This is a genomic window from Staphylococcus sp. HMSC034C12 (assembly GCF_001835895.1).
Classification (GTDB): domain Bacteria; phylum Bacillota; class Bacilli; order Staphylococcales; family Staphylococcaceae; genus Staphylococcus; species Staphylococcus hominis.
This window is the reverse complement of the sequence record NZ_KV826329.1, coordinates 1-19,866: the sequence shown is the minus strand read 5'-3', so window position 1 is coordinate 19,866 and position 19,866 is coordinate 1. Positions and strand designations below refer to the sequence as shown.

Below are 19,866 nucleotides of genomic sequence, written 5' to 3'. Positions count from 1 at the left end.
CCTATTATATTCTGTTTAATCATATCATAATTTACAATGATAATTATAATTGTTTTCATCAGTCTATTTTTAAATTTTAAAAATAAACGATATAATAATAAACGCAAAATAACAAAATGGGGCGAAAATATGGAAAAACCGACACGTTTAGCATTATTAAAAGAAATTGCAGAATATCTTAATGAAGAAACTGAATTATATAATATGATGAATAAAGTATTAGATTATTTAATCAATGGTAGCAGTTTTACAACAGGTTGGATTTTTTTAATCAATAAAAAAGGTGAACAAGAACTTGTAGCTAGCACTGATTTACCTCATTCATTAAAAAATAATAATTGTAAGTATTTAAATAATGGTACGTGTTGGTGTGTCAATGCTTATCATCATAAAAATTTAACAAAAGCATCTAATATTATAAATTGTTCAAGAATCAATTTAGCTAATCAAGAAAGTGAAAAAGATGATTATCTTATTACGCATCATGCGACAGTACCACTTAGATCAGGAGATGAACAGTATGGATTATTAAATGTCGCGACACCTCATACTGTAGTATATAGTCAAGACGATTTAGAGTTACTAGAATCAGTAGCTTTACAAATAGGTTCTGCAATTAAACGTATATACTTAACAGACCAAGAAAAAGAAGCAGCACGAATAAGTGAACGAAATCGACTAGCGCGTGATTTACATGATTCAGTTAACCAAATGCTTTTTTCATTAAAACTAACAGCTCATGCTGCACATGATATCACAGAGGATAAAACAGCTAAAAAAGCATTTAAGATGATTGAAGATACAAGTCAAAACGCAGTAAATGAAATGCGTGCGTTAATTTGGCAACTTAAGCCAATTGGTTTAGAACATGGGTTAGTGAATGCGATTCAACATTATGCGAATATGTTAGATTTAAAATTAAACATCGAAGTAAGAGGATTGATTAAATTATCCAATTTAGTTGAAGAAAATGTGTACCGAATGCTTCAAGAAGCTTTAAATAATACGAAGAAACATGCACAAACGAATCAAGTATCTATTAACATGCAACAAAATGAACATCAATTATATATTAAAATTTATGATGATGGAAAAGGATTTAATGTGAGTGATGACTTAAATCAAACGACGCATGGTCTAAAAAATATCAAGCAACGTATTCATAGTTTAGACGGAGAATTTAACATACAATCAGATAAACAAATGGGGACAACTATTTATCTTAATATTCCAATTTAAAGTAGGTGATAAATTTGGCAAGTATCGTTTTAATCGATGATCATCACATTGTTAGACAAGGACTAGAATTTCTAATTTCAACAGTTGAGGGTTTAGATATACAAGCAAGTTTTTCTGATGGTGACGCATTTATTAAATATTTAAATGAGAATAATATGCCTGATTTAGTATTATTAGATTTAGTTATGCCTAAAATGAATGGTATCGAAGTGACGCATTATATAAAAAAATATTACCCATACATAAAAGTGTTAGTGCTTACAAGTTATGTGGATGATGAATATGTTATGTCTGCCATTAATGAAGGTGCTGATGGTTATGAAATTAAAGATGTTGAACCACAAAAGCTGATTGCTACTATTACTAAAGTATTAAATAATGAGAAAATAATACATCCAAAAGCTAAAAATGTAATTGATGCAATGCATGAAAAACCACACTTTAATAATAAATTATCTAAAAGAGAGATGGAAGTATTAAAAGAGATGGTGAAAGGTAAGACAAATAAAGACATTGCAAAAAGTTTATTTGTATCTGAGAAAACAGTTAAAACACATGTCAGTCATATATTTAATAAATTACAAGTTTCAGATCGAACACAAGCTGCTATATATGCTATTGAAAATAAATTAATATAAATTGAATAGATCTATTAAAAATAAAAACGGTAATTTTAAAATATGATAATGATAGACAAATGACTTGTTTTATTAGTTTAATTATTTTGATAATTTTGCCATTTATAAAATTATACGTAAAAACAAAAATTTCTCTTTTCATTTTATTGAAAATATATTAAGATGTAATTTGTGTTTCAAGAAATGTGTATTATTGCAATTTCTTGCGTCCGGATAAAATAACTCCTATTAGAAAGGTAGAGAAGAGTAATGGATAGACAGAGTTTTACAGATTTAATTCAAACAAAATTTAAAATGGTGCGTATTGAAGCAGGATACACACAAGATACTATGGCACAAACAATAGGTCTTTCTAAAAAAACACTTGTTCAAATCGAAAAAGAACGTGTATTACCAAATTGGACAACTTGTGTATCAATTTGTGCTTTATTTAGAGATTCAGATGTTTTAAATAACACATTTGGTTGCGATCCATTAGAAATTGTACAAACAATTTCAAGAAACCATTGTGCATATCCTAATCATTCTACAACAAGTGATATTTATTGGAATACAATGGAAACGCGTAATGGATTTATTTTACAAAGTAATAAAGTAAGTAATATCTACAGAGTGCTTAATCCTGAAAAACAACCTATTTTTGGAACATCTAAATTAAGAGAAGCAGAAACTTACTTTAATAGAAATGCTAAAGAAGAATTAATGCACGTTTAATTTTAATATAAATAAGATATAGTGATAGAAGAGTTGACCTTCAACTGAATCACTATTTTCAATTAATAATGAATTCACTGTAATTTTGCGATGAATTCATTATTTTTTTATTTCAAAAATTTGTAAATATAAATGTACGTTGAACTATTAAGTTATGCAGTTTACATTTGTCATGGTATAATTTTGCTATTGCTTATATAAAAATTAAGGAGTTATTTAAATGCAAGCAGTATTAGTAGTCATCTTTATGATAGTAATAGGAGCAATCATTGGTGGTGTCACGAATGTTATAGCTATTAGAATGTTGTTTCATCCCTATAAAGCTCATTATATATTTAATATGCGAATTCCATTTACACCTGGTTTAATACCTAAAAGAAGAGATGAAATAGCTACAAAGATAGGGCAAGTGATTGAAGAACATCTCATTACAGAAACTTTGATTCACAACAAACTAAATGAAACGAAAACTAAAGAAACAATTAATGAATTAGTTAAGGAGCAAATAGCGAAATTAAAAAGTGATCAAGCTACAATTCGTTACTTTGCTGAGAAGTTTGATGTTAAAATAGATTACTTAGTCAATGAGAAATTAGAAGATACAATTTCACAAAAGCTATTAGCTTTTTATAATGAACATCGAAATGAAGAAGTGATTAAGTTACTACCAAAAGAAACTAAGCGAATGATTGATAAGAAAGTCGAGCCATTAGGAGATTTATTATGCGAAAGAGCTCGTGTTTATCTGTCATCTGATAAAGGCGCTCGTGATATTTATGACATGCTCGATACATTTTTTAATGAAAAAGGTAAAATCGTTGGATTACTACAAATGTTTATGACAAAAGAAAGTATTGCAGATAGAATCCAACATGAATTGATTCGTTTAACCAATCATCCTAAAGCAAAACGTATTGTAAACCAAGTGATTGATAATGAATATGAGACGCTGAAACGACAATCACTTAAGAAAATCATTGATGAGGCTCAATTTTCAAAACTATCAGACTCAGTTACATTACTTATTACTTCATATTTAAATTTAAATGAAAAAATAGATAAACCACTTAATCAACTATCACCAAGATTAATGCAATATTTAGAGACAACGTTATCAGATAAAGTTACACAACTTATTATTAGTCAAGCATCCAAACATCTCTCAACGATAATGCAAAAAATTAATCTACGTAAACTAGTAGAAGATCAAATCAATACATTTGATTTAGATTACATTGAAAAGTTGATTATTGAAATTGCTAATAAAGAATTAAAATTAATTACCTTATTAGGATTTATTTTAGGTGGTATGATTGGTCTTTTCCAAGGTTTAATCGCAATTTTTGTATAACTAATCATAATATGTTATGGTATTAAAGAGTTGTCAAAACATCATTATTACACGAAGGAGTGCAATTTAAAATGGCAGTAAATTTATATGATTATGCAAATCAACTAGAACAAGCATTAAGAGATAGTGATGAATACAAAGCTATTAAAGATGCTTTTGCTAAAGTTAAAGAAAATGAAGAATCTAAAAAATTATTCGATGAGTTCCGTGAAACTCAAATGAATTTCCAACAAAAACAAATGCAAGGTCAAGAAATTCCTGAAGAAGAATTAGCTAAAGCTCAAGAACAAGCTCAAGCTATTGAAAAAGATGAAAATATTTCACAATTAATGCAAGCAGAACAAAAAATGAGTCAAGTTTTCCAAGAAATTAATCAAATTATTGTAAAACCTTTAGACGAAATTTACGTTGACTAATTAATAATTTAAGTAATGGACACTACGCGATTTTTTCATAAAATCGCGTAGTTTTTTTATGTCAAAGTTCATCGACCCATATTCATAAGATATGGTAAAATATAGTAATACATAAAGATACCTTATCAAACAATTAAGGAGCTTAAATTAATGGTTAAATTTATTCACTGTGCAGATTTGCATCTTGATAGCCCTTTTAAATCTAAACAACAATTATCGACAAGTATTTTCGAAGATGTACAAAAAAGTGCCTATGAGAGCTTTAAAAAAATTGTAGATGTAGCATTAAAAGAAGATGTTGATTTTATGTTAATTGTAGGAGATTTATTTGATAGTGAAAATCGCACATTACGTGCTGAAATTTTTTTAAAAGAGCAATTTAAACGTCTAGAAAAAGAACAAATATTTGTATACATATGTCATGGGAATCATGATCCTTTAACAACTAGAATTACAGATAATTGGCCTAATAATGTATCAGTATTTTCAAATCGTGTTGAAACCTATCAAGCGATTACCAAAGCTGGAGAACAAATTTATATTCATGGTTTTAGTTATCAAAACAATACAAGTTATGAAAATAAAATTGATGAATATCCATCTAGTCAAGGAAGTAATGGTATACATATAGGAATGCTTCATGGAACTTATAGTAAATCTAACATAAAACAGCGTTATACTGAATTTATGTTAGAAGATCTTAATCATAAACTGTATCATTATTGGGCACTCGGTCACATTCATCAACGTCAAGAACTAAGTGATATGCCGCCTATTCACTATTCAGGTAACATTCAAGGTCGTCACTTTGGTGAATTAGGAACTAAAGGTTGTTTGCTTGTAGAAGGGGATCATCTACATCTTGAAACAACTTTTATCCCAACTCAGTTTATACGTTTTGAAGAAGCTACAATTAAGACTGATAAAATTTCAAAACAAGGTATCTATGAGGAAATTCAAAAGTTTAAGAAACAAGTTCGTGAACAAGGTAAAGCATTTTATAGATTGACGATTAATATAGATAATGACAAAATTTTATCAACACAAGATATTCTTCAAATAAGAGAAATGATTAGTGAATATGAAGAAAATGAACATGATTTTATTGTCATTGAAGATATGATTCTTAATTATATACAGAATGAAGAAACACCTCTTATAAATGAATTTTCTAATGAACTCATAAACGATGACAAAGTGTTTGAAGAGGCAATGACAGATTTATATTTAAATCCAAGAGCTTCAAAATATTTAGAAGACTACACCACTTTCAATAAGGCAAAACTCATTCATCGAGCTGAGAAAATATTGAAAGCAGATATGAGAGGTGAAGAAATTGATTATTAAATCACTTGAAATATACGGTTATGGTCAATTCGTACAACGTAAGATTGAATTAAATCAGACTTTTACCGAAATTTATGGGGAAAATGAAGCAGGTAAATCAACCATACAATCATTTATTCATTCAATTTTATTTGGTTTTCCCACAAAGAAAGAAAAAGAACCGCGTTTAGAACCTAGATTGGGAAATCAGTATGGGGGCAAGCTAACGCTTATTTTAGATGACAAATCAGAAATTGAAGTTGAGCGTGTAAAAGGTAGTGCTCAAGGTGACGTAAAAGTTTATTTAGAAAATGGATTGATAAGAGATGAAGCATGGCTTAAGAAGAAATTAAACTATATTTCAAAAAAGACATATCAAGGAATATTTTCATTTAATGTACTTGGTTTACAAGATATACATCGAAATTTAGATGAACAACAATTACAAAGCTATTTATTAGAAGCTGGTGCTTTAGGATCTTCTGAATTTACATCTATGGGGCAAATTGTTAATCAGAAAAAAACTACGCTTTATAAAAAAGCTGGAAAGAACCCAATTCTAAATCAACAAATTGAAGAACTAAAACAATTAGAAGCACAAATAAGAGATGAAGAAACCAAATTAGACGAATATCAACGTCTTATAGATGAAAAAGATAAATCAGAACGCCATCTTTCTCATTTAAAAGAAAATCTTAAGCAATTATCAAAAATGCATGAAAATAAGCAAAAGCAGTTAGGACTTCATGCTCATGCGCAAGAATGGAAATCGCTTGAGCATCATTTAAATATCGAACCGTTGAAATTCCCAGAGCAAGGTATTGAACGATATGAAACTGCATTAAAATATAAACAATCACTTGATCGAGATATAGGATTAAGGGATGAGAAGATAAGACAACTAGAAAATGAATTTAATTTAATTCAGATGCCTGATGATAGAACTGTGAGTGATATGTATCATCTTTATCAACAAGAGAGTGATATCAAGCAATCTGAATTAAAAGCTAAGGCTTTAAAAAAGGAAATAGAAACTTTCGAACGTTCTCAGCAAACATTAAAAGATGATATCGGTTGGAATGAAGTTTATCATGAAGCGGATACTTCTGAAACAATGAAAGATTATATAAGTGAAAAAATTAAAAATCATAATCACCAATTAAATCAAAAGCAACAAGTTGAACGTATGATTGGTGAGCATAATATTGAAAAAAAGGAAATTGAAAAGGAAATTAAGTTATTAGAAAGTGAACTAGTTTCTGAAACAGCACTTGAAAAGAAAAAAGAATATAATCAGCAAAAAATAGAATTACATGAAAAAGAAAGTTTATACTCAAAATTAAAAGCTTCCTTTGAATCAGAAAAAGAAAGAAAACAAAAGCAATATCAATGGTTGAAAATCAGCTTTATCATTTTGGCTTTGATGAGTGCTGGTTTGACTATTTTTGCATTTATTACAACTAGTATCACTTTTAGTATTATTTTTGCAATTCTCACTGTGATATTTATAGTAGGTTTATTCTTTAGTAAAAATAAAGATATTGATTATAGTGAAACAATTAGTGAGGAAATTAGTGATTTAGAACAACAACTTAAAGCACTCGAAGATAAATACGATTTAGATTTTAATCTAGATGATCAGTACCAATTGCGTGAACGTTGGAATAATGCTAATAATACTAAATCAGTACTTTCTAATAAACTTAATCATCAACATTCGATTTTATCAGATATTCAGTCTTCAATTGATGCATTAGCACAGGATATTTCTGAAATCAAACAAGACATTAAAGTATCTGATAAAATGTCAGATGAACGTTTAGTAGATAGTTTGAAAACAATGAATCAACTTAAAGTTAATGATAAACAACTTAATAAATTATTATTAGAGAACATAGAGTTAAATCAAAATTTAATTAACTTCTATGAGCATGCTCAAGATGTTACTAAAGATAGTTTCGACGAGTTTAATAAAATTTCATTATTTAATGATTTGAAAGGTTGGATTTCTCAGTATGAAAGTAAAAAAGAAAAGAAATCTCAATTGCAAAATCAATTAACCCTATTAAGTAAAGAATTAAAACAGTTAGAAAGTCGTTTGGATGAAAATAAAACGACTATAAACGAGTTGTTTAAATATATTGAAGTTCAAAATGAAGAGCAGTATTATCAACATTACGAAGCTTATCAACGTTATCAACAACAACTATCACGATTCAATGATTTATCTACCTATTTGAGTAATCACGAATTCTCTTATGAAGATAGTTCTGTTTTAAGTGAAAAAACAACTGCTCAATTAGAAGAAGAAGATCAAATGTTAGCTCAACAAGTTGATGATTATAATGATAAATATTTGGAGAAACAAACTGAAGTGAGTGAACTTTCTGCACGTATTAATCAAATGGAAACAGATAAAACACTATCTCAATTGCGTCATCAATATTATAATTTAAAAAATAGAATGAATGATATTGCTAAAGATTGGGCGAGCTTAAGTTATCTTGAGACACTAATTAATGAGCACATTAAACAAATTAAAGATAAACGACTACCATATGTGATAGATGAAGCCATTAATATTTTCAAAACATTAACTGATGGTAAATATAATCTAATTACTTATGAAAATGATTCAATTAAAGTTAAACATCGAAATGGACAAATGTATCATCCACTTGAATTAAGTCAATCAACGAAAGAGTTGCTATATATTTCATTGAGACTTAGTTTAATTAAGGTGTTGAAACCATATTATCCATTCCCAATTATCATTGATGATGCATTCGTACATTTTGATAAACAAAGAAAATCAATGATGTTAAACTATTTAAGAGAATTATCTCAAGAACATCAAGTATTGTACTTTACTTGTACAAAAGATACTACGATTCCTTCTCGAGAAATGCTGATATTAAATAAAAAAGAGGAAGGCGGGAAACGATGAGAAACGTAGAAAAATTAAATCCTGGTGATTCGGTGGAGAATTTTTTCTTAATCCACAGAGCGACACAGGGTGTAACAGCACAAGGTAAAGACTATATGACATTATATCTTCAAGATAAAAGTGGAGATATTGAAGCTAAACTATGGACTGTCACAAAAGATGATATGAAAATCCTTAAACCAGAAATAATTGTATGGGTAAAAGGGGATGTTATTAACTATCGTGGCCGTAAACAAATGAAAGTCAATCAATTTCGATTAGCAACAGCAGAAGATGGAGTGAAAACTCAAGACTTTGTAGATGGTGCGCCACTTTCACCTAACGAAATTCAAGATGAGTTATCACATTTTATCTTAGAAATTGAAAATGCACATTTACAACGTATTACACGTCATTTATTAAAAAAATATCAAGATAAATTCTTTACTTATCCTGCAGCAAGTTCTCATCATCATAACTTTGCAGGAGGATTAAGCTATCATGTATTAACGATGTTAAAAATTGCAAAATCATTGTGTGATATCTACCCATTATTAAATAGAAGTTTGTTATATAGCGCGATTATTTTACACGATATTGGTAAAGTAAGAGAATTAAGTGGACCAGTTGCAACAACGTATACGGTAGAAGGTAATTTGCTTGGACATATTTCAATAGCAAGTGATGAAGTTGCTGAGACGGCAAAAGAACTTGGTATTGATAGTGAAGAAGTCATGTTATTGCGACATATGATTTTAGCACACCATGGAAAAATGGAGTTTGGTTCTCCTAAATTGCCACATCTAAAAGAAGCAGAAATTTTATTCTTTATTGACAATATTGATGCAAAAATGAATATGTTCGATAAAGCATTTAAGAAAACTGAAAAAGGACAATTTACTGAAAGAATCTTTGGTATGGATAACCGTCAATTTTATAATCCAGAGAAATTAGATTAATATTAATAGACGAAAAAAGGTCGGAACATATTGTTCCGACCTTTTTGATTTATGAAAATTATGAAGATAATCCTGATGAAGCACTACTACTTTGTTGTTCTTTTAATTTTTCTGGATTAAGTATAGTATCTTCTACAGATTTTTTAATATCGCTATCTTTATAATCTACGTTGTATTCTTTCAATAAGTCTTTATAAGCATTTGTCAATAGTTTTGGATTTTTTTGAACTTTTTGTTCAATAATTTTTGTTTTTAATTGAGATTTTTGTTTATTAAAGTCATCTTCTTTATCAGCTTTGATAATGTGATAGCCGTATTCTGTTTTAACAATGTCAGAAATTTGACCTTCTTTTAGTTTAAATAAAGCTTTATCAAATTTATCGACCATTTGTCCTTTAATAACATAACCTAATGACCCGCCTTTTTTAGCTGAAGCAGAATCCATTGATTCTTTTTTGGCAATGTCATCAAATTTATTTGGATTTTTTTCAACTTCTTTTTGAATTTTTTCAGCTTTTGCTTTTGCTTTTTTATCTGATAAACCTTCTTTATCACTATCAGATTTAACTTTAATTAAAATGTGTGATGCTTTCTTAGTATCATCTTTTATTTCTTTGTCAGACACTTTAACTTTATCATTAAGTAATTGTTTTTGGTAAGCAGATAGTCTTTTCTGTTCTTTGTAATCATCAAGGGTCATACCCTGTTGTTTTAGCATACTTTCAAATTGATCTTTACCACCATATTGTTTTTCTTCTTTTTTAATATCATCATCGATACGCTTAGTATCTACTTTGTCTTTATATTTATCAGCTAATATTTTATTTAACTCAATACTAAATGATGTGCTAGCAATTTGATCTTTACCAATTTTATCCATAACATCTTTAACGGTTACATTACCAGCTTTTGAAGAAATTAATGTATTATCTTTAGAATCTGTAGAATCAGAACTACATCCTCCAAGTAATAAAACACCTGCTGTAACAGGGACAATGAGTTTATTCATAATTTTCATAGTTGATAGCTCCTTTTTGTATGTTAACAAAGTTACTATAACATAATATAATTATTCCACCAATTAATAAAAGGTGATTTACAACTAAAGTATTAGATGAAAAATAATTTAAAAAAAGTCTACGATATCATTCAATATCATAGACTTTTTAATATATTCAAAATAACCAGTAGACTGTATTTTAATTTTGAGTGAATACGTTTATAATTACCCTTCTTTATATATTAGAACTTTGAATGGAATGGCACTTTTGTCAGTAAATTAATGCCTGTTTGGTGTTCTTCAACAAATTGTCCTTCTTTTGAAAAAAGAATAATTTTTAAATATAAAAAATCCATAACTGATAAACCAAGATTTAAGGCAAATAAGAACATAAAATAATGTCCATAACTTGGAAAATGATAAGTTAGGAAAATTAAAATGCTTGTAATTATTAAAAATGGCAAAATAAGATTAATGCAAAAATAAAACTTGCGGACAGGCGTATTCACATACGTATTAAAATAAGGAAGCCATTTTTTCTTATTTAACTTGTGCCATCTAAACGCATGAATATAAGGTAAAAAGAAGAATAAATGTATTGTTTTGTGAATAGGGTACATAAGAATGATAAATAATATTAGAAGTAAAAAGTATTTATCTGATAAAGGCGTTTTTACAAAATAATACATAATCTCATAACTAACTAAAAACGCAATAATAGTTGTTACAATACTTAAAAACGCAATTCTTGGAACACCAAATCGCGCATGGATATCTATATGACGTTTACATAAAAACATAACTCCACCTCGAAAATAGGTCGTTTAATATACGATAGGTATTATCTAACTAACTTGAGTTATCGTCAAGACAATTTTTAATAGCTATTGTAATATAGAGCAATGTTTTTATATTAGATTGTATATTTATAAAAAAAGCCATAAAGAAATCTATTAATATAAATTTCTTCATAGCCAAATTGAGCTCAATGTTAGAGTTCTATTTGTTATTATTCTTATCTTCTGAAAATGTATTACTAATTTCTTCGCCACGATTTTGAAGATTTTCAATATGAGATTTTAATTTTTCAATATTAGGATTGATATCAGATTTAAAATCTCCGATTAAAGTCTTAAATTCGTTAGCAATGTCGCTACCTTGTTGTACACCGTCATTTTTCACTTGCTTACTATAATCAATAATATTATAGAAACTACGTTTAATTGTTTCGATTTCTCGTTCTAATTCTGAGCGAGCACCAGTAGGAACTTTTTGTCCAGAGGCATTAGCATTATATCTTTGTTGATCACGATTCATCCATGATACAGCAATACCAGAAGCAAGTCCCACACCGATACCAAATAATACACGTGTAACTTTCATTTTTTATTCTCCTCACTATTATGTCGATTATAGAATAAATCATATCATTTTATGAAGTAAGTAACGATTGACTTAAGCTACTTACTATAATTATTACATTGACATATTGATTTCATTTTATATTACCCATAAATGATATTCAATATGCAGAATTATTCAAATTGAGCTTTAATTTGTTCAGCAATATCTTTTTTCTGTTCATCGCTAATTTCATTTTCATGAGTTTCCCATTGATAACCAAAACCATCGATATCATTTTTATATCGAGGTAGGAAATGGAAATGCAAATGAAATACTGACTGATCAGCATATTCACCATTATTTTGAATAATGTTTAATCCATCAGGTTGAAATGCTTTTTTAATGGCATTTGCTACTTTTGGAATAGCAGCTCCAATGTGTTTCATTGTTTCTTCATCAGTTTCAAAAATATTAGGAGAAGCTTTCTTCGGAATTAAAAGTGTGTGTCCTTTAGTAACTTGAGAAATATCTAAAAATGCATAAACATAATCGTTCTCATAAACCTTATAGCTTGGAATTTCACCAGTAAGAATTTTACCAAAAACAGTTTCTGACATAATTAAATGCACTCCTTTAACCTATTTTTACTCATTATTATAACATTGTTATTTTAAAAATTCGCTAATGAGTTATAGCAAACCTTAGTAGTTATATAATGATTTTGGTACAATATAACTCATGGAGGTGCCTTATGACAGTTAAAGTTGAACATTTAACAGGAGGATATGGTAAACGTCCTGTTATTGAAAATATAAATTTTGAATTAAAAAAAGGTGAAATAGTAGGATTAATTGGTCTCAATGGCGCTGGAAAAAGTACGACCATTAAGCACATGCTTGGATTATTAACGCCAATGGAAGGAACACTTTCTATTTCAGATACCAATATTAATGATGATATCGAAATCTACCGTCGTAAACTATCATATATTCCTGAATCACCAGTCATTTATGAAGAATTAACATTAGAAGAACATATAGCCATGACTGCTATGGCTTATCAAATAAGTAAGGAAGAAGCAATGAAACGTGCGCGTCCTCTACTAAAAACATTTAGACTTGAAAATGAACTTAATGTTTTTCCTAGCCATTTTTCAAAAGGAATGAAACAAAAAGTAATGATTATATGCGCATTTATTGTCGATCCTGAACTTTATATTATTGATGAACCATTTCTTGGTTTGGATCCATTAGGTATACAATCCATGCTTGATTTGATGGTTGAAAAGAAAAATGAAGGGCGTACAGTACTAATGAGTACCCATATTCTTGCAACTGCTGAAAGATATTGTGATCGATTCATTATTTTAGATAAAGGAAAAGTGGTTGCTTTTGGAAATTTAGAGGAACTACGAGAACAAACGGGGCTTAAAGATCAAACTCTTGATGATATTTATATCCATGTTACGCAAGGTGGTCAAACGACATGAATAATGAAGCCATAGCATTATTTAAACAACGTTATGACGCAATAAAAAAAGAAAAACATTATTATAATAAATTTATTTTTAATGGTCACTTTACTGTATTCTTAGTTATTTTATTAGGAGCCTTCATATTAGGTTATGGTCAATGGTTACAACATATTCCTAAAAATATAGATTATGCATTCTTAGCAAGTATTGTAATTGCTTTAACTTCAATCTTTCCATTTCGAACATTTTTAAAAGATGCTGACAAGTTATTTTTGCTTCCTTTTGAGAAGAATATGGAAGATTATATAAAATTAGGCCTAAGATATAGTTATTTTAACCGTATAATATTACAAATAGTGTTATTAATTGTATTATTTCCATTGTTTTATAAGCTTAATCAACAATTAGTTGTATCTTATATCGTGATGAGTGTTTTAGCGCTTATTCATCCTATTTTAGGACTACGCTTAAAATGGCAATGGTATCGTGCGAGATTGTCTCAATGGATATTAAATGTCTTAATATTTTCACTTAATTTTATAACGTATTATCTAATTTTAGGGAAACAATTATATTTTGCCATTTTATTAACAATAATTTTCTTTGGCATGGCGTACCTTATACCTAAATTTAAGAGTCTTACGTTATTTCCATGGGAACAGTTGATTTCAGTAGAAGAAAGACATCATACAAATTATTATAAATTTGTAAATATGTTTACAGATGTTAAGCATTTAAAAGAAAATGCAGCAAGACGCAAATATTTAGATTTTCTTTTACCCACACCCAAAGGACGTCGTTTTAATTCGCACAATATGTATCTTTATTTATTTGTGAGAAGTTTTGTAAGAGGAAAAGATGCATTAAGTATTATTCTTCGACTTGTTGTCATTGCACTTGTACTTATGATTTGGCTGTCTCATCCACTTGTTTCTATTATTATTGGTAGTTTATTTATGTATATTATTTTATTGCAAATGTCTCAGTTTTATACGCAGCAAGCGTATGGACTATGGCCTCAGGTTTGGCCTGTATCAGATAGTGAAGTGATCAAAGGATATGAAAAATTCTTATATCGCCTTATGATTATGATAGGTATTATTTTCGCAATCATTTTTATCATCTTTTATATAAAATACTTCTTTTTTGCAATTGTATTCTTTATTGTAGGATGGTTAACGATTAGAAGTACGATTAAAAAATTGCAATATCAGGAAACTTTATTAAGAGATTAAAAAAAGAGGGAACTTAAGATGTATTAAACACATACTTAAGCTTCCTCTTTTTATGTTAATCATTAATTGGATATAAATATCTTTCAAAATAACTTGAATGTTGACTGCTTGAGCCAAAATAATGTCTTAATGCTTCTTTAGAAAAATAATCATTAAACATATCAGATGATTTAAAATCTTCGTATGTTTGACGATTAGCGAAGCCAAAGTAAATTTTATAAGTAGTACCTTCTTCAGGTCGTAAGAAACGATAGCTTTTAAAACCAGCAAATTGACTGAAATCTAAATTCAAATTCGAAAGACGTTTTTCTAGTTGATTGACATGATCTTCTGAACTTGGAATGAAGATAGCTGAATAGAAATGTTGATGATTAAGCTCATTGATTTCATTAACAACTTCATAAGTAGTAGGGTGTTTAAGTATAGATTTATCTTCGGATTCTTCAATAATGACTGAAGAATCATTAGTTGAATAAATAAACAGATGATTTTCAGGATGATTTAAACGAATTTGATTTAAATAGTCATAAGTTCCATAAGTTGTATATATTTTCATAAGCCATACCTCCTTTATTTATGTATATTATACGATTAAATGATAAGACTAGCTATTATAAATAATTTAAATAAGAAAATAAATTGTGAATAATTTATTTAAATCAATTCACTTATAATTACAAATTTAAAATTAAAGAATAGATAGACGTGCTTTGTCATTTTTATGACATTTAATATTTAAGAAACGCGAAATCTTTTATGTTGTGATATTATGAATAAGAATGATTTTAATTTAGGAGGATAAAATGGTGCATAAAAAAAATAATACAATTTTACAAACAATTAAAGGGGAATCAACCTCACACACACCTGTGTGGTTTATGCGCCAAGCTGGCAGATCACAACCAGAATATCGCAAATTAAAAGAAAAGTATTCACTTTTTGATATTACACATCAACCAGAACTTTGTGCATATGTAACACATCTACCTGTTGATAATTACAATACTGATGCAGCTGTGTTATATAAAGATATTATGACACCACTTAAACCTATCGGAGTAGATGTTGAAATTCAATCTGGTATAGGTCCTGTAATCCACAATCCCATTAAATCTATGAAAGATGTGGAAAAATTAACTCAAATTGATCCTAAAAGAGATGTGCCTTATGTGCTAGAAACAATTAAAATTCTAACTGAAGAAAAGTTAAATGTACCTTTAATTGGATTTACGGGTGCTCCCTTTACATTAGCATCTTATATGATTGAAGGTGGACCTTCTAAAAACTACACATTTACTAAGGCAATGATGTATGGCGATGAAGAGACTTGGTTTGCTTTAATGAATCATCTTGTAGACGTTTCAATTAAATATGTAACAGCTCAAGTTGAAGCAGGTGCAGAATTGATTCAAATTTTTGATTCATGGGTAGGCGCACTTAATGTACAGGATTATCGATATTATATAAAACCATCTATGGATCGTTTAGTCCGTGGAATTAAAGAACATCATAATATTCCTGTTATATTATTTGGTGTAGGGGCTAGTCATCTCATTAATGAATGGAATGATTTGCCAATTGATGTTTTAGGTTTAGACTGGCGTACATCTATTTTGAGAGCGGATCAATTAGGTGTAAATAAAACATTACAAGGTAATTTAGATCCTTCATTACTACTAGCACCATGGGATGTATTAGAAAAAAGAGTTAAAGCAATACTTGATGAAGGAATGCAAAGAGGTAAACATATATTTAACTTAGGTCATGGCGTTTTCCCAGAAGTTCAACCAGATACACTTAAAAAAGTAACACAACTGGTTCATGACTATACGCAAAAATAAAATTAGAATCATAAAAATTTATTTTTAAAAGGGAAGGTTTTAAGAATGACTAAAACAGTAGGTTTATTAGTAATGGCATATGGTACGCCATATAAAGAAAGTGATATTGAACCATATTACACAGATATACGACATGGTAAAAGACCAACAGAAGAAGAACTTCAAGATTTAAAAAATCGTTATGAATTTATAGGTGGGCTTTCTCCACTTGCAGGCACGACAGATCGTCAAGCTAAAGCACTTACAGATGCACTTAATAAAACATATGATGATGTAGAATTTAAATTATATTTAGGATTGAAACATATTTCTCCTTATATTGAAGAAGCAGTTGAAAAAATGCATAATGATGGTATTACAGAGGCTGTTACAGTCGTATTAGCTCCCCATTATTCAAGTTTTTCAGTAGGTTCATATAATAAACGTGCTAAAGAAGAAGCGGATAAATATGGTATACAACTACATCATGTTGAACGTTATTATCAACAATCTAAATTTATTGAATACTGGACAAATAAAGTAAATGAAACATTAGCTGAAATTCCAGAAGAAGAACATGATGAAACAATTTTAATCGTGTCTGCGCACAGTTTACCTAAAGGATTAATAGAACGTAATAATGATCCTTATCCTAATGAAATTAAAGATACTATGGATCGTTTAGAAGCTTCTACAAATATTAAACATGTAGCGCAAGGTTGGCAGTCAGAGGGTAATACAGGTACGCCTTGGTTAGGACCTGATGTACAAGATTTAACAAGGGAATTATACAATGAACATCATTATAAAAACTTTATTTATACACCAGTTGGATTTGTTTGTGAACATCTTGAAGTACTTTACGATAATGATTATGAGTGTAAAGTTGTTTGCGATGACATTGGTGCTAATTACTATCGACCAGAAATGCCTAATACAAATCCGTTATTTATAGGTGCGATTGTCGACGAAATTAAAACAGTTTTTTAAAAAGGAAGGGACATGTTGTGAGTAAAAAAGTTGCAATTATAGGTGCTGGCATTACAGGTCTAGCCAGTGCATATTATTTTAAACATTACAATGAAGACATAGATGTAACTATTTTTGAAGCAACTTCAAGACCTGGAGGTAAAATTCAAACTTATCGACGCGATGGTTATACTATTGAACTTGGTCCAGAATCCTACTTAGGTCGAAAAACGATCATGACAGATTTAGCAAAAGATATAGGTCTTGAAGATGATTTAATTACGAATCAAACAGGACAATCCTACATTTTTGCTAAGAACCAATTGTATCCTATTCCAGGCGGATCAATTATGGGAATTCCAACAGATATTAAACCTTTCTTAAAAACACGTTTAATTTCCCCTTTAGGAAAATTAAGAGCAGGATTAGATTTAGTTATTCCGCCTATTAAAATAGAAAATGATATTTCGGTTGGTGAATTCTTCAGAAAACGTTTAGGAAACGAAATGCTGGAAAATTTGATTGAGCCCCTTATGGGAGGAATTTATGGAACAGATATTGATCAATTAAGTTTGATGAGTACATTTCCTAATTTCAAGTATAAAGAAGAATCATATGGTAGTTTAATTAAAGGAATGAAAGATGAAAAACGCGAACGTACAAGAAAACGTCAGCTTTATCCAGGTGCTCCTAAAGGACAATTCAAACAATTTAGACATGGGCTAAGTTCATTTATTGAAGCACTAGCTAAAAATGTTGAACAAAAAGGTGTACACTTCAAATATAATACACCAGTAGAAGATATTCATATTCATAATGATAATTATGAGATTGTTACACATAATAGTCGGGAGACGTTTGATGGTTTACTTGTTACGACACCGCATCAAACGTTTATGAAATGGTTTAATCATGATTCAGCATTTAAATACTTTAATACTATGGATTCTACTACAGTTGCAACGGTTGTATTTGCATTTGATGAGAAAAATATCGAAAATACCTATAATGGTACTGGATTTGTCATTGCAAGAACCAGTCATACTGATATTACTGCATGTACTTGGACGACTAAAAAGTGGCCGTTTACTACACCAAAAGGTAAAGTATTATTACGTGCGTATGTAGGAAAACCTGGCGATACGGTTGTAGATGACCATACTGATGAAGAAATTATAAATATCGCACGTCGAGATTTAAGTAAAATGATGACGTTTAAAGGTGATCCAGATTTTACCATAGTGAATCGATTACCAAAAAGTATGCCACAGTATCATATCGGTCATATGACTCAAATTCGCAATATACAAAATCATGTAAAACGTCAATATAACGGGTTACGCATTACCGGTGCACCTTTTGAAGCGGTAGGTTTACCTGATTGTATTCAACAAGGCAAAAATGCTGTTGAAGAATTAATAGACGAGTTATAAATAAAGCATAGTAAATAGGCACTTTTTAGAGGTTACATTTGTCTCTTTAAAGTGCTTTATTTTAAAATAAATAGTCATTATTAAGAAGAAAAGGAGAATAAAAAATGACAGATGTAATTATTGTTCATTCACAAATAGGAAATGCACAAAATCATTGGTATCAATGGTTAAAACATAACTTAGCACTCGAAGGATATAATGTACAATTGTTTAATTTAGATAAAGCGGATAATAAAAAATTAGATATGTGGCTAAAAACTATGAAACAACAAATTAAAATCAATCATCCCGATACGTATGTTGTAACACATGGCTATGGTTCAATCGCTGCTTTGAAATTTATTGAACAATTAGATTTAAAACGTCCAATAGAAGGCTTTTTTAGTATTGCTGGATTTAAAGAAGATGCTCAAGACATCGATGAATCTGTTAATTTAGATCATATTACCATTGATTATGATGAAGTTAAGAAAAAGGTGAAACACTTTCACGGTCTCGCTTCAAAAGATGATGAACATGTATCTTATAAAGAAACTGAAAAGTTATTACAAGCTTTAGGAGGATCAATTCGAATTGTTGAAGAAGGAGGGCACTTCCTAGAAGAAGAAGGCTTTGTTTCTTTCAGTGAATTACAAGAAAAAATGCAAAAATATATGACACAATAATGTTAGAGCGGGAAAGTATCAAATAGTAATATAAAGAGTAATAATAATTATGAGATTTTATACCCAAATTATCCCATAAAATAAAATTTTTTAAGTGTAGCGTTTTTTTACACAAATTAATTTATAATTTTTATTGACTATATAGGTGTTAATATATATACTAATAAAGTATTGAAAAAAGCACTAATTAAAAAATAATTATCTCATAATTATTTAAATTTATAATTAACGTATTGTAAAAATTATTTTAAAAAAGTGTTGACATTACAGTGGCTTAAATGATATATTAATTAAGTACTCATTTGAAGTGCTAATAATATTGGCGCGGGATGGAGCAGTTCGGTAGCTCGTCGGGCT

The 19,866-nt window shown here is 29.1% G+C and carries 19 protein-coding genes; 14 read left to right on the top strand and 5 right to left on the bottom strand.

From position 1 onward, the window contains the following. Nucleotides 1–129 precede the first annotated feature (129 nt). The 8 genes from HMPREF2629_RS06045 to yhaM all read left to right on the top strand — a co-directional run bounded on the left by HMPREF2629_RS06045 (nt 130) and on the right by yhaM (nt 9,569). Complete coding sequence (locus HMPREF2629_RS06045) at nt 130–1,239, top strand: GAF domain-containing sensor histidine kinase (RefSeq protein WP_017176395.1); 1,110 nt, start codon at nt 130–132, stop codon at nt 1,237–1,239. Between the two features lie 14 nt (nt 1,240–1,253). After that, nucleotides 1,254–1,877 (top strand): response regulator, encoded by a 624-nt coding sequence (locus HMPREF2629_RS06040; protein WP_017176394.1) that lies wholly within the window; start codon nt 1,254–1,256, stop codon nt 1,875–1,877. A gap of 249 nt (nt 1,878–2,126) precedes the next feature. Further along, nucleotides 2,127–2,591 carry an XRE family transcriptional regulator XdrA gene (locus HMPREF2629_RS06035; protein WP_002449642.1) on the top strand — a complete coding sequence of 155 codons (465 nt, stop codon included), beginning with the start codon at nt 2,127–2,129 and terminating at the stop codon, nt 2,589–2,591. 220 nt (nt 2,592–2,811) lie between these two features. Continuing rightward, entirely contained in the window at nt 2,812–3,942 is a 1,131-nt protein-coding gene (locus HMPREF2629_RS06030) for a DUF445 domain-containing protein (protein WP_017176393.1), read from the top strand. 71 nt (nt 3,943–4,013) lie between these two features. Then, entirely contained in the window at nt 4,014–4,358 is a 345-nt protein-coding gene (locus HMPREF2629_RS06025) for a YlbF/YmcA family competence regulator (protein WP_017176392.1), read from the top strand. A gap of 150 nt (nt 4,359–4,508) precedes the next feature. Next, nucleotides 4,509–5,705 (top strand): DNA repair exonuclease, encoded by a 1,197-nt coding sequence (locus HMPREF2629_RS06020; protein WP_048682396.1) that lies wholly within the window; start codon nt 4,509–4,511, stop codon nt 5,703–5,705. Then, on the top strand, nt 5,695–8,631 hold the full coding sequence (locus tag HMPREF2629_RS06015) for an AAA family ATPase (protein ID WP_019835690.1): 2,937 nt from the start codon (nt 5,695–5,697) through the stop codon (nt 8,629–8,631). Before HMPREF2629_RS06020 ends, HMPREF2629_RS06015 begins: the two co-directional genes overlap by 11 nt. Then, on the top strand, nt 8,628–9,569 hold the full coding sequence (gene yhaM / locus HMPREF2629_RS06010) for a 3'-5' exoribonuclease YhaM (RefSeq protein WP_002449625.1): 942 nt from the start codon (nt 8,628–8,630) through the stop codon (nt 9,567–9,569). The genes HMPREF2629_RS06015 and yhaM overlap by 4 nt, the downstream gene beginning before the upstream one ends. A gap of 58 nt (nt 9,570–9,627) precedes the next feature. Here yhaM and HMPREF2629_RS06005 read toward each other — a convergent pair whose 3' ends face one another. The 4 genes from HMPREF2629_RS06005 to HMPREF2629_RS05990 all read right to left on the bottom strand — a co-directional run bounded on the left by HMPREF2629_RS06005 (nt 9,628) and on the right by HMPREF2629_RS05990 (nt 12,530). Next, nucleotides 9,628–10,587 (bottom strand): peptidylprolyl isomerase PrsA, encoded by a 960-nt coding sequence (locus tag HMPREF2629_RS06005; RefSeq protein ID WP_017176388.1) that lies wholly within the window; start codon nt 10,585–10,587, stop codon nt 9,628–9,630. 224 nt (nt 10,588–10,811) lie between these two features. Then, nucleotides 10,812–11,369 carry a DUF3267 domain-containing protein gene (locus tag HMPREF2629_RS06000; RefSeq protein WP_017176387.1) on the bottom strand — a complete coding sequence of 186 codons (558 nt, stop codon included), beginning with the start codon at nt 11,367–11,369 and terminating at the stop codon, nt 10,812–10,814. A 199-nt stretch (nt 11,370–11,568) separates the two neighbouring features. Beyond that, on the bottom strand, nt 11,569–11,952 hold the full coding sequence (locus HMPREF2629_RS05995) for a YtxH domain-containing protein (RefSeq protein ID WP_002449632.1): 384 nt from the start codon (nt 11,950–11,952) through the stop codon (nt 11,569–11,571). Nucleotides 11,953–12,104: 152 nt separating this feature from the next. Next, nucleotides 12,105–12,530, bottom strand: coding sequence for an HIT family protein (locus HMPREF2629_RS05990; RefSeq protein ID WP_017176386.1), 426 nt, complete (start codon nt 12,528–12,530; stop codon nt 12,105–12,107). A 134-nt stretch (nt 12,531–12,664) separates the two neighbouring features. Between HMPREF2629_RS05990 and HMPREF2629_RS05985 the strand changes: the two genes are divergently transcribed. Together HMPREF2629_RS05985 and HMPREF2629_RS05980 are read left to right on the top strand one after the other, a co-directional pair. Next, nucleotides 12,665–13,402 carry an ABC transporter ATP-binding protein EcsA gene (locus HMPREF2629_RS05985; RefSeq protein ID WP_048761762.1) on the top strand — a complete coding sequence of 246 codons (738 nt, stop codon included), beginning with the start codon at nt 12,665–12,667 and terminating at the stop codon, nt 13,400–13,402. Beyond that, a complete protein-coding gene (locus HMPREF2629_RS05980; RefSeq protein WP_017176384.1) occupies nt 13,399–14,622 on the top strand; it encodes an ABC transporter permease EcsB in 1,224 nt (407 codons plus the stop codon). Before HMPREF2629_RS05985 ends, HMPREF2629_RS05980 begins: the two co-directional genes overlap by 4 nt. A 55-nt stretch (nt 14,623–14,677) precedes the next feature. Here HMPREF2629_RS05980 and HMPREF2629_RS05975 read toward each other — a convergent pair whose 3' ends face one another. Then, complete coding sequence (locus tag HMPREF2629_RS05975) at nt 14,678–15,178, bottom strand: antibiotic biosynthesis monooxygenase (protein ID WP_017176383.1); 501 nt, start codon at nt 15,176–15,178, stop codon at nt 14,678–14,680. 247 nt (nt 15,179–15,425) lie between these two features. On the opposite strand from HMPREF2629_RS05975, the gene hemE reads away from it, so the two are divergent. The 4 genes from hemE (at nt 15,426) to HMPREF2629_RS05955 (ending at nt 19,509) form a co-directional block, all read left to right on the top strand. Then, nucleotides 15,426–16,463: a uroporphyrinogen decarboxylase gene (hemE, locus tag HMPREF2629_RS05970; protein ID WP_049382475.1), complete on the top strand. Its 1,038-nt coding sequence runs from the start codon at nt 15,426–15,428 to the stop codon at nt 16,461–16,463. A 45-nt stretch (nt 16,464–16,508) separates the two neighbouring features. Further along, the gene (gene hemH / locus HMPREF2629_RS05965; RefSeq protein ID WP_019835694.1) at nt 16,509–17,432 is read left to right on the top strand and encodes a ferrochelatase; all 924 of its coding nucleotides are present in this window, start codon (nt 16,509–16,511) and stop codon (nt 17,430–17,432) included. A gap of 17 nt (nt 17,433–17,449) precedes the next feature. Beyond that, nucleotides 17,450–18,844 carry a protoporphyrinogen oxidase gene (gene hemY, locus HMPREF2629_RS05960; protein ID WP_070813211.1) on the top strand — a complete coding sequence of 465 codons (1,395 nt, stop codon included), beginning with the start codon at nt 17,450–17,452 and terminating at the stop codon, nt 18,842–18,844. Nucleotides 18,845–18,948: 104 nt separating this feature from the next. Then, complete coding sequence (locus tag HMPREF2629_RS05955; RefSeq protein ID WP_017176379.1) at nt 18,949–19,509, top strand: RBBP9/YdeN family alpha/beta hydrolase; 561 nt, start codon at nt 18,949–18,951, stop codon at nt 19,507–19,509. Nucleotides 19,510–19,866: the final 357 nt, after the last annotated feature.

Bases quoted from the DNA above. Each gene is read 5' to 3' on its own strand.
- HMPREF2629_RS05985 (WP_048761762.1), top strand. From the start codon at position 12,665: ATGACAGTTAAAGTTGAACATTTAACAGGAGGATATGGTAAACGTCCT.
- hemH (WP_019835694.1), top strand. From the start codon at position 16,509: ATGACTAAAACAGTAGGTTTATTAGTAATGGCATATGGTACGCCATAT.
- HMPREF2629_RS06005 (WP_017176388.1), bottom strand. From the start codon at position 10,587: ATGAAAATTATGAATAAACTCATTGTCCCTGTTACAGCAGGTGTTTTA.
- HMPREF2629_RS05955 (WP_017176379.1), top strand. From the start codon at position 18,949: ATGACAGATGTAATTATTGTTCATTCACAAATAGGAAATGCACAAAAT.
- HMPREF2629_RS05995 (WP_002449632.1), bottom strand. From the start codon at position 11,952: ATGAAAGTTACACGTGTATTATTTGGTATCGGTGTGGGACTTGCTTCT.
- HMPREF2629_RS06045 (WP_017176395.1), top strand. From the start codon at position 130: ATGGAAAAACCGACACGTTTAGCATTATTAAAAGAAATTGCAGAATAT.
- HMPREF2629_RS06030 (WP_017176393.1), top strand. From the start codon at position 2,812: ATGCAAGCAGTATTAGTAGTCATCTTTATGATAGTAATAGGAGCAATC.
- HMPREF2629_RS06025 (WP_017176392.1), top strand. From the start codon at position 4,014: ATGGCAGTAAATTTATATGATTATGCAAATCAACTAGAACAAGCATTA.
- HMPREF2629_RS06020 (WP_048682396.1), top strand. From the start codon at position 4,509: ATGGTTAAATTTATTCACTGTGCAGATTTGCATCTTGATAGCCCTTTT.
- HMPREF2629_RS05980 (WP_017176384.1), top strand. From the start codon at position 13,399: ATGAATAATGAAGCCATAGCATTATTTAAACAACGTTATGACGCAATA.
- HMPREF2629_RS06000 (WP_017176387.1), bottom strand. From the start codon at position 11,369: ATGTTTTTATGTAAACGTCATATAGATATCCATGCGCGATTTGGTGTT.
- HMPREF2629_RS05990 (WP_017176386.1), bottom strand. From the start codon at position 12,530: ATGTCAGAAACTGTTTTTGGTAAAATTCTTACTGGTGAAATTCCAAGC.
- HMPREF2629_RS06035 (WP_002449642.1), top strand. From the start codon at position 2,127: ATGGATAGACAGAGTTTTACAGATTTAATTCAAACAAAATTTAAAATG.
- yhaM (WP_002449625.1), top strand. From the start codon at position 8,628: ATGAGAAACGTAGAAAAATTAAATCCTGGTGATTCGGTGGAGAATTTT.
- hemE (WP_049382475.1), top strand. From the start codon at position 15,426: ATGGTGCATAAAAAAAATAATACAATTTTACAAACAATTAAAGGGGAA.
- HMPREF2629_RS05975 (WP_017176383.1), bottom strand. From the start codon at position 15,178: ATGAAAATATATACAACTTATGGAACTTATGACTATTTAAATCAAATT.